Below are 9,086 nucleotides of genomic sequence, written 5' to 3'. Positions count from 1 at the left end.
CACCTTTCCGGCGCCGAGGAAGGCTCCGTGATCGTTTCTGTGGCCGACAAGCTGCACAACTTGCTTTCGATCCTGGCCGACCATTCCGAGATCGGCGATGAGCTGTGGGGTCGTTTCAACTCCGGTAAGGACAAGCAGCAGTGGTGGTACGGCGCGGTGAGCGAGGTGGCGGCCAAGCGGATTCCGGACAACCCGTTGGTCGCGGTGCTGGAAGAGAAGGTCGCGGAACTGCGTGCGCTGTAGGCGCTGCTCCGGCGTGGCTGAAAAATGCCACGCTACCTGCGGATTAGGTGGCTAAAGGAACTACTGTGTAGAGTTACCTTTCGTTCGCAACGAACGCAACGCACGAACACTGCCCCGTTCGTCTAGCGGCCTAGGACGCCGGCCTCTCACGCCGGTAACACGGGTTCAAATCCCGTACGGGGTACAAAATTTTTTTAGCACGGCTTTCGGGTCGTGCTTTTTGTTCTTCTGTTCGGCTGGCTTGCCGCTGCGCCCAAGCTAGCCGCCAAATCCCACAAATCCGCAGAAAACTCGGCCGATGGCTTCGTTAATCCGTAATGGGTGTGATGGAATTAACGAATGACTTCTCAAACAAACTCGGAGGATTCTCCCGCACCAGACGGAGCCTCCACAGCAACCGCGCACTCATCTAGCGCGCACCAGAACCAACGGACTTTCTTCGGCCACCCCTTCGGCCTAGCCAACCTCTCCGGCGTGGAGATGTGGGAGCGCTTCAGCTTCTACGGCCTCCAGGCGCTTTTGGCGTACTACCTGTACTACACCGTTGCTGACGGTGGCCTGGGGATGGAACAGTCCACCGCCCTCTCTATTGTCGGTGCCTACGGTGGCCTGGTGTACCTGACCGGCGTGGCGGGCGCCTGGGTGGCCGACCGAATCCTCTCCGCGGAACGCACGCTGTTCTACTCCGCAGTGCTAGTGATGCTGGGCCACATCAGTTTGGCGCTACTGCCAGGCTATGTCGGCGTCACCCTCGGTCTGGTGTTCATCGCCGTTGGCTCCGGTGCTCTCAAGACGACCTCCCAGGTGGTCCTCGGTTCTCTGTACTCGCACGACGATCCCCGTCGCGACGGTGGCTTCTCTATCTACTACGTGGGCGTGAACATCGGTAGCCTGCTCGGCCCGCTGATCACCAACGCGCTGTGGGGTTGGAAGGGCTTCCACTGGGGCTTCGGTGCCGCTGCCGTGATGATGGCCATCGGCTTGATCCAGTACACCGCTTTGCGTAAGCAGACCATCCGCGATGCGGGCCACGATGTTGTGAATCCGCTGCCGCACAAGAAGTACCTCCCGGTTTTCCTCGGTGCTGTTGTAGCGGTGGCTGCTTTCGTGATGCTGTTCGTCACGGGCGTGCTGAAGGTAGCGCAGCTGTCCAACATTGCGGCTCTGCTCGCCGCGGTTATCGCCATCGTCTTGTGGATTCAGATGTACCGTTCCCCTCTGACCACGGATATTGAACGTTCCCGCCTCGTTGGTTTTGTCCCCATGTTCGTGGCATCCGTGGCGTTCTGGTCGTTGTTCCAGCAGCAGTTCACCGTGATTGCGCTGTACTCCGACGAACGCCTGAACCGCAACTTGTTCGGCATGGAGATTCCTCCGGGAGTGGTGCAGTCTATCAACCCGCTATTCATCATCCTGTTCGCTGCCGTGTTCGGTGCGCTGTGGACGAAGCTGGGGGACAAGCAGCCTTCCTACGCAGTGAAGTTCTCCATGGCCCTTGGCCTGATCGGCGTGGCGCTGCTGCTGTTCATTCCGTTCGCCGGTGGTGGCGCGAACTCCACGCCGATGTGGGTGATGGTACTGATTCTGTTCCTGTTCACGATGGGCGAGCTGATGCTCAGCCCGGTGGGTAACTCCATGGCCACCCGTTTGGCGCCGAAGGCGTTCCCCACCCGTATGTTCGGCCTGTGGCTGCTATCTATCAGCCTGGGTACTGCTCTTTCGGGCAGCCTGGCGGGCTTCTACAACCCGGACGACGCCTCCGCGGAGCGCACCTACTTCCTGGCGATGTTCGCGGTCATGATTGCCCTCGGCGCGCTGATCTTCCTGGCACGGAAGTGGATCGTTAAGAAGTTCGTGGACGTCCACTAACTTCCAACTAGGTTTCCCCCTCTCACCCCACGCGCACAAGCTCGTGGGGTGTTGTGTTGATCGGGTCTACCTTTTCTGACGCCACGATCACAATGTCTTCGATGCGTGCGCCCCACTGACCGGGGATGTAGATGCCGGGTTCGATGGAGAAGGCCATGCCCTCCTCGATTACGAAGTCGTTACCGGCGATGATGTACGGCTCCTCGTGGCAGGATAGGCCGATTCCGTGGCCGGTGCGGTGGATGAAGTACTCGCCGTAGCCGGCTTCGTCGATAATGTCGCGGACGACCTTGTCCACGTCGCCGGCCGTCACACCGGGCTTGGCGAACTCCAGCCCGGCCTCCTGGGCGCGCTGCAGCACGTCGTAAATCTTCTGCTGCTCGTCCGTGGGCTCACCGACGACGTAGGTGCGGGTGCAGTCCGAGTGGTAGCCGCTGGCCAGGGTGCCGCCGATGTCGACAACAACCACGTCGCCGGACTCGATCACACGGTCGGAGTGATCGTGGTGCGGGTCGGCGCCGTGCGGGCCGGAGCCGACGATGATGAAGTCCACCACCTCGTGCTCTTCGAGGATGAGGCGCTCCAGTTCCTTGGCCACGTCGTTCTCGGTCACGCCTGCGCGCAGCAGGTTCGGGACCTGGCGGTGGACTGCGTCAATGGCGGCACTTGCGTGGCGGAGCTCGGCAAGCTCTTCGTCGTCCTTGCGGATGAACGCCTGGGCCAGCACCTGGGTGGCATTCACGGTGGAGATGCCGCGGGACTGCAGCTCCAGCAGGTGGTCTGCAGTCATGGCCGCGCTGACAGCGTAGGAACCTTCGGCGATATAGCCGTAGGGGTCCTCGCCGTCGTTCCACCCGATGATCTCCACGCCGAGCTTGCCCGCCACGGACTTCTTCAGGTCAGCGACATCCACGCCGGGAACGATGATGCGGGTGGCGTCCTTAGTAAGAACCAGAGCCGTGAACCGCTCATGCGTGCTTATCTTCGACGAGATCAGGTACTCCATGTCCGGGCCAGGGGTGGCGATCACGCCGTCCAGGCCCGCCTGTGCGGCGATGTCGCGGACGGTGGAGAGACGTTTGCTAAACGTTTCGGTTGGGAAGAATTCGCTCATGGCCACCAGGGTACGCCCCGGGGTTTGGGGGAGCGGTGGGGAGTGGGGCAGTCGGCGAGGAAGAGGGGCGGGGCAGCTATCCGCTGCAGTTGGGGCCTTCGGTGAGAACTACGTTCGGGACGCCCAGCTCGCGCAGGTAACGCTCCGTGTAGCAGGGGCCGAAGCCGCTATCGTACTCATTGTCCTGGGGGACTAGCTTCCATTCGGCGCCATCGAACTTGTATAGGGCAAGTCCACCAGAGCCGTAGCGGCCAACGATCGCCCATCTCCCATCGCAATACTTAGACACGAGGTTATCGGTCCCTGGTTGGTAGGTGGCATGGTCAACATCCGGCCAGATACATTCGCCCTTAACAGGCTCTTCAGGTGACTTGGACGACTCGTGGGCATCTTGTTCTGGCGTCGAGGAACCAAGAGTGGGATTGGGCTTCCGCTTCTTGGACTCGCTGAATTCTTCGCGGGACTCGGTGGTTTCCGAGCCTTCCTGCTCGCTGGCTTCTGAGGAGACTGTGGACGTGGTGGAATCCTCCGCGACGGCCTCTGTTACATCGCCTTCGTCATCCGAACACGATGCGAGAGCGAGGGGGAGTAGGCCAGCGAAAACGAGGGCGCCGATTCGGCGGCGGAGGCGTGGAGAGTGTGGAGTGAGATTCATGAATCTGATTCTTTCAGATTCTCCAAGGAAATCTCTTAGCTACGCGAAGAATTCTGAGCCTCTAGGAGTGCATTCCGAAGCTCTTCATCGCATGCGTAAACGAACAGACCGTGTACACCGCGCGTCATCAGCACGTAGAGCTGGTTCCACAGGAGCGTGTCTGACAGAAGCTCCTTGCCGGAGCCATCGCTCATTGTCCGCTTATTGGTTGCAGCTCTAAAGAAACTCTCGTCCGGTGAGATTTCAATCTTTCCATCGCGAAGCTTTACCGACGGTCCGATAATGACACCCACATAGTTTAAGTCGAAGCCTTGAATTGTATAGACGGAACCAACCTCGCCAATAGTCTGAGGTTGTTCTGCCCAGGCAAGCTTCTTCCGTCTAGTTGCAGCGTCAATGGTGATTTCCCTGTTCCAAGGCATAAAGAAGTCACCGATGGAGACTCCCCAAAAACCGCCGTTTTCTGGTTTTCTAGCAGCGTTATACGGCCAGTCATAAGTCGCCACCATTCTGCTTAAGCCACGATCCGTGTTGGAGGCTTTCTTGTTGACTGCGGTCCGCATAGCTTCGACATCTGCAAAGAATTCCACGTGATACCCCTTAGAATCCCGATGATGTGAATCTAGGCTCAGACCAGCAATCTTCCGTTCTTCGAAGAAGGTCTCAAACCATTTAAGAGTGCTTTGGGAAGCAGACATCCGCATCTGATTCTTTAAGAGAATCTGTGAACGCTTCTCCTCAGGCACAAGTTCTTGGGGTTCCTTCTCCCACCACTGGTTTGCTTGCAAAACCTGCCGCGCATCGTAAACAGCAACGGTGACTCTTGCCCGATTGATGATGTCTAAGAGTTGGTTATCGCCCCGGTAACTCTGCTTGCCTTGTGTCCACAACAAGTGCGCCTCGTCGATCAGCGCCAAATCAACCTTCTCACCGAGCGGAGTCTGGTTGATGAACTTAGTCGGCTTCAAGACCCGTTCGTTGCTCTTCGAGTGGAGTCCCAGCTTTTCTGCGATCTGGGTGTAGACATTCACCTGTTCGTCGTGATTGACGATCAGGTAGGCATCAAGCTGATGCTCGCCACCGTCTTTCGTGGTTACAGGGTTTTGCATGATGTCGTAAAACAGGCTGCTCAAAAGCACTGTCTTCCCGGCACCGGCCTCGCCCTCAACCATGACAAGATTGCCTTGCGAGTCTGCATGGATCTTTTCGTAGAGGACTTCCATGATCTCGCGCTTTGCCTTAACTTGCTCCTCGGTCAAGCTGTGGAAAGGGGAGGCTTTATACAGTGCGGAATCGTAGATTTTCTCCAGCTCTGGAAACAGGTTTGAATCAATCGTTTGGAGCTGTTCCCAGATCTCGTGGAATACCTCGTTGAATCGCTCTTTGGTGTAGTAATCCAACTGGTCGTTGCTACGCCGGTTCTCGAGCTTCTTTACCGCATCTACACTTGAGAGCATCAGCATTAGACGATTTTCGACGTCCAGAGTCAATGACTTATTGAACAGCTCATGGCCGAGCACAATTAGGTTGCTGTTCTTAGAGTTCTTGAGCTTCGTCCAGGCTGTATCGTCTTTCCTGGTGTTTCTCAGGTGCGAGGTTGTGCGCTGCACAATATCAGTGGTCTCGCCCACGTAAGCGGTGTACTGCTTAGTGTTGCTGTTTTGCTCGTCTTTGATGACATAAACGACCGGAAAATTGTAAAGAAGATCTTCGTCGGTTTTGACGTCCTGATCTCTGTAGGTGCCCACACGGTCATTCTCTTCGCGAAAACCCTTTAGCTCCTGTACCCCGGCTTCGCTGAAAGAAACTATTTTTGTGGTAGCTCTAGTGCCAGATTGATTACGCAATTCGTTACTCTTTTGGATGGATTCGTCTCGATAATCCAGTCGAAGTCTTCCCTAACCCCGCACAACCTTCACGGTCACGCCGCCGAAAATGGACAGCCCGCGGATCAGCAGCAGGGGAGCGTCCGCCGGCAGACTGTTTGGGTGGATCGCACCGTTTTCCACCACCAGCTCGTTGCCGCCGAAAATGCCAAGGCCACCCACATCAACGCGCACGCCTTCCGGCACCAGCACATCCGCTCCGCCAAAGCAGCTATTCAGCCACAGCGTGGTCACCGGATCGCTGAAACGGCATTCCCGCAGGTCAAAGTCCGAACCCCCGAAGATATTGAAGTTCCAGTGCTCCTTCGGTACCTGCCACGCCGCCTTCGTCACCCCGCCGAATATCGCCAGGCTGAAGCCCGTCTCGGAACCCCCGCCAGTCACCAGCGACCGCGACCGCGCAAGTACCATCTCGCGGTGACGTTGGGCGTCCGAAGCCTGGTGAGCAGCCCACTCCACGTCACTCGGCGCGCGGTGCGCAACCGCAGTGCTCGAGCCAGGTCCAAAGAGCACCCCCGCAGGCTCGTCCACCAGATCGTCCAGCAAGTCCACTAACTCGCTACGCTGGGTAGCAGCATGCGCCTGGCCCGACCTCTCGTCGAACTCTGCGATAGTCAGCTGACCATCGGCCATCGCCTTGGACAGCGCCTCCACGGCAGCGGATCGTTCCTGGTCAGTGCAGCGCTTGTCTTTGTACTCGCTCATGGTTTTACCCTACTAAAGGAGTTCCCCATTCTCTCTCCATATCGCGTAAACCTGGACTGGCTCTGGGGCACCCCACCCGGCAATGACGGCACGCCCGCCACTGTTCGCGCCGCTCTTTTTGGTGTTGACGCCCACTCTTCAGCCGAAGCCTGGCTCCGTACCCTCTCTGCGGATGAGGACGGCCGGCGGGGCGAGGGAGGCTGGGGTGCCGAAATAGCCAACCCCGACGATACGGCCGGCCCGGCGTTGGTGGACATCACCTCCGCCGGCGAGGATGTGGCCGACGGAATCGAGGACGGCACGCAGAACCTCTACGAGTTCCTTGCTGAACGTGCCACCCGCGCTAGCGAGCTGACCGTGGAGTGGCGCGAGCTGCCGCGAACCTAGCGCATGCCGCTACTTGTCGTCATTCTCCAGCGGGCCGAGCTCCGCGACCAAGACCTCCTGAGCGACCTTCATCGCCGACAGGGCAGCGGGCGCGCCACAGTAGCCGGAAGCGTGGATGATCGCCTCCGTGATCTCCGTGCGAGTCAGGCCGTTCTCTAGTGCACCGCGGACGTGCCCGCGCAGCTCCTCAGTCGCGCGCAGCGCCACCAGCATGCCGATGTTCAGCAGGCTGCGGTCGCGGCGGGCCAGGCCGTCGCGGGTCCAGACGGAACCCCACACGGTCTCGGTGACGTGCTTCTGCAGCGCCTCGCCATCGGAGCCCGCGTTACGCTCGAGGGCAGCATCCACGAATGCGTCGCCCATTACTTCCCGGCGGACCTGAATGCCCGCCTCAAAACGCTTGTCGTCGGTGGCCGGATTCTGGCTTGCGGGGTTTTCGCTGGTCATGGTTGTGATTCTCCTAAAGTTTTGGGAAAGATTGTGTGTCTAAAATTTTTCGGCGCTAGGGAGTAGCTGCACAGGGGGTATCTACTTCCGCAGTAGGTTCTCCAGCTGGCGGGCGGATTCCTTCAAATCCGCGCCGAACTTCTCTGCCGGATGCTCGCCCATGCGGGCCACCGGCCCGGAGATGGAAAGGCAAGCGATCACCGTGCGGTTCTGTGCGTCCGTCCCGTAGACCGGCACGGAGGCCGAAGCTAGGGAAGGGTCGCGCTCGGCGGAGGATTCCGCGATCCCCTCGGCGGCGATCTTCTCCAGCTCCTCGCGTGTGTACGCGGCATCAGGTAGCACCTGGTTCTGGAACGCCTCCGGCGCATAAGCAACCAACAACTTGGCCGCGGAGCCGGCAGCCAACGTCATTCGGTGGCCCACCGGAACCGTATCCCGCAGGCCGGTGGCGGGCTCGGCGTTGGCGATGCACACGCGCTCCATCCCGGAGAGGCGGTATAGCTGCACGGACTCGCCAGTCTTTGCCATGAGGTCGGGCAGGATGAACTCTGCGGCGTCCTCAAGACGAGAAGAGGTAGACGGCGCCATCTCGGACAGGGCTGGTCCAGTGACCCACGCACCGTCAACCCCGCGCTCGATCAACCGGTGCTTCTCCAGCGCGACGGCGATACGGTGCGCCGTGGCGCGCGGCAGGCCGGTGATGGCGCACAGATCGGAAAGGTTGCGGGGCTCCGCTGCGATCACCGTTAAAATGAAGATCGCACGGTCCAAAACTTGAATGCCGCTCGTTGCGGGAATTTCCGTATTGTGTCCCATGGTTTGATACTATACATTCCATCCAGTGGAACTGTATAGCGGACACAGAGGAGAGACCGTGACGAACCAACCCCTAACCCTCGCGGAAAAAGTCTGGCGCGACCACATCGTTGCAGCCGGAGAAAACGGCGGCCCCGACCTGCTGTACATCGACCTGCACCTGGTGCACGAAGTTACCTCGCCCCAGGCATTCGACGGCCTGCGCCAGGCCGGCCGCAAGGTCCGCCGCCCGGACCTGACCATCGCCACCGAGGACCACAACGTTCCCACCGTTGGCGTGAAGACTGGCAACCTGCAGGAAATCCAGGAGCCCACCAGCCGTTTGCAGGTATCCACCCTGCGCGACAACGCCAAGGAATTCGGCATCCGGCTGCACTCCATGGGCGACATTGAACAGGGCATCGTCCACACCGTCGGCCCCCAGCTGGGCCTGACCCAGCCCGGCATGACCGTCGTTTGCGGCGACTCGCACACCTCCACCCACGGCGCCTTCGGCTCCATCGCCATGGGTATCGGCACCAGCGAGGTCGAGCACGTACTGGCCACCCAGACCCTGCCGCTGAAGCCCTTCAAGACCATGGCCATCGAGGTATCCGGCGAACTGCAGCCGGGCGTGACCTCCAAGGATCTGATCCTGGCCATCATCGCCAAGATCGGCACCGGCGGCGGCCAGGGGCACATCATCGAATACCGGGGCGAGGCAATCGAGAAGCTGTCCATGGAAGCCCGCATGACCATGTGCAACATGTCCATCGAGGCCGGCGCCCGCGCGGGCATGATCGCCCCCGACCAGACCACCTTCGACTACCTCGAAGGCCGCCCGCACGCGCCGAAGGGCGCGGACTGGGACGCAGCCGTGGAGTACTGGAAGTCCCTGCGCACCGACGACGACGCGCAGTTCGATACGGTCGTCCACATCGACGGCTCCGCTCTGACCCCCTTCGTCACCTGGGGCACCAACCCC

Annotated in this window: 9 protein-coding genes, 1 tRNA gene and 1 pseudogene; 5 read left to right on the top strand and 6 right to left on the bottom strand. The window is 59.8% G+C overall.

Translation table 11 applies throughout. The features are described from left to right. From Q0331_RS04715 to Q0331_RS04705, 3 genes and pseudogenes are all read left to right on the top strand, one after another. Positions 1-243 (top strand): annotated as a pseudogene (locus Q0331_RS04715) (bifunctional (p)ppGpp synthetase/guanosine-3',5'-bis(diphosphate) 3'-pyrophosphohydrolase); the annotation flags it as partial. A 111-nt stretch (positions 244-354) separates the two neighbouring features. Further along, positions 355-427, top strand: a tRNA-Glu gene (locus tag Q0331_RS04710). A gap of 155 nt (positions 428-582) precedes the next feature. Then, positions 583-2,112 carry a peptide MFS transporter gene (locus tag Q0331_RS04705; protein ID WP_298075314.1) on the top strand — a complete coding sequence of 510 codons (1,530 nt, stop codon included), beginning with the start codon at positions 583-585 and terminating at the stop codon, positions 2,110-2,112. A 22-nt stretch (positions 2,113-2,134) separates the two neighbouring features. On the opposite strand, the gene Q0331_RS04700 is transcribed toward Q0331_RS04705, so the two are convergent. The 4 genes from Q0331_RS04700 to Q0331_RS04685 form a co-directional block, all read right to left on the bottom strand. Continuing rightward, a complete protein-coding gene (locus Q0331_RS04700) occupies positions 2,135-3,226 on the bottom strand; it encodes a Xaa-Pro peptidase family protein (RefSeq protein ID WP_298075313.1) in 1,092 nt (363 codons plus the stop codon). A gap of 76 nt (positions 3,227-3,302) precedes the next feature. Beyond that, positions 3,303-3,881: a hypothetical protein gene (locus Q0331_RS04695; RefSeq protein ID WP_298075311.1), complete on the bottom strand. Its 579-nt coding sequence runs from the start codon at positions 3,879-3,881 to the stop codon at positions 3,303-3,305. A 35-nt stretch (positions 3,882-3,916) separates the two neighbouring features. Continuing rightward, a complete protein-coding gene (locus Q0331_RS04690) occupies positions 3,917-5,728 on the bottom strand; it encodes a DUF2075 domain-containing protein (RefSeq protein WP_298075309.1) in 1,812 nt (603 codons plus the stop codon). A 51-nt stretch (positions 5,729-5,779) separates the two neighbouring features. Continuing rightward, the gene (locus tag Q0331_RS04685; protein ID WP_298075307.1) at positions 5,780-6,472 is read right to left on the bottom strand and encodes a DUF1707 domain-containing protein; all 693 of its coding nucleotides are present in this window, start codon (positions 6,470-6,472) and stop codon (positions 5,780-5,782) included. Between the two features lie 246 nt (positions 6,473-6,718). On the opposite strand from Q0331_RS04685, the gene Q0331_RS04680 reads away from it, so the two are divergent. Next, positions 6,719-6,859: a hypothetical protein gene (locus Q0331_RS04680; protein ID WP_298075305.1), complete on the top strand. Its 141-nt coding sequence runs from the start codon at positions 6,719-6,721 to the stop codon at positions 6,857-6,859. 9 nt (positions 6,860-6,868) lie between these two features. Here Q0331_RS04680 and Q0331_RS04675 read toward each other — a convergent pair whose 3' ends face one another. Both Q0331_RS04675 and Q0331_RS04670 read right to left on the bottom strand, forming a co-directional pair. After that, positions 6,869-7,306 carry a carboxymuconolactone decarboxylase family protein gene (locus Q0331_RS04675; protein WP_298075304.1) on the bottom strand — a complete coding sequence of 146 codons (438 nt, stop codon included), beginning with the start codon at positions 7,304-7,306 and terminating at the stop codon, positions 6,869-6,871. Between the two features lie 81 nt (positions 7,307-7,387). After that, complete coding sequence (locus tag Q0331_RS04670; protein WP_298075303.1) at positions 7,388-8,122, bottom strand: IclR family transcriptional regulator; 735 nt, start codon at positions 8,120-8,122, stop codon at positions 7,388-7,390. Between the two features lie 58 nt (positions 8,123-8,180). Here Q0331_RS04670 and Q0331_RS04665 point away from each other — a divergent pair. Then, the coding region (locus tag Q0331_RS04665; RefSeq protein WP_298075302.1) for an aconitase family protein at positions 8,181-9,086 on the top strand (906 nt) is incomplete at its 3' end.

The sequence above is a fragment of the uncultured Corynebacterium sp. genome (assembly GCF_937999985.1).
Classification (GTDB): Bacteria; Actinomycetota; Actinomycetes; order Mycobacteriales; family Mycobacteriaceae; genus Corynebacterium.
This window is presented reverse-complemented; position numbering and strand designations above follow the sequence as displayed.

Excerpts from the sequence above, each read along its gene's own strand:
- Q0331_RS04705 (WP_298075314.1), top strand. The coding sequence starts at position 583 with ATGACTTCTCAAACAAACTCGGAGGATTCTCCCGCACCAGACGGAGCC.
- Q0331_RS04700 (WP_298075313.1), bottom strand. The coding sequence starts at position 3,226 with ATGAGCGAATTCTTCCCAACCGAAACGTTTAGCAAACGTCTCTCCACC.
- Q0331_RS04695 (WP_298075311.1), bottom strand. The coding sequence starts at position 3,881 with ATGAATCTCACTCCACACTCTCCACGCCTCCGCCGCCGAATCGGCGCC.
- Q0331_RS04685 (WP_298075307.1), bottom strand. The coding sequence starts at position 6,472 with ATGAGCGAGTACAAAGACAAGCGCTGCACTGACCAGGAACGATCCGCT.
- Q0331_RS04675 (WP_298075304.1), bottom strand. The coding sequence starts at position 7,306 with ATGACCAGCGAAAACCCCGCAAGCCAGAATCCGGCCACCGACGACAAG.
- Q0331_RS04670 (WP_298075303.1), bottom strand. The coding sequence starts at position 8,122 with ATGGGACACAATACGGAAATTCCCGCAACGAGCGGCATTCAAGTTTTG.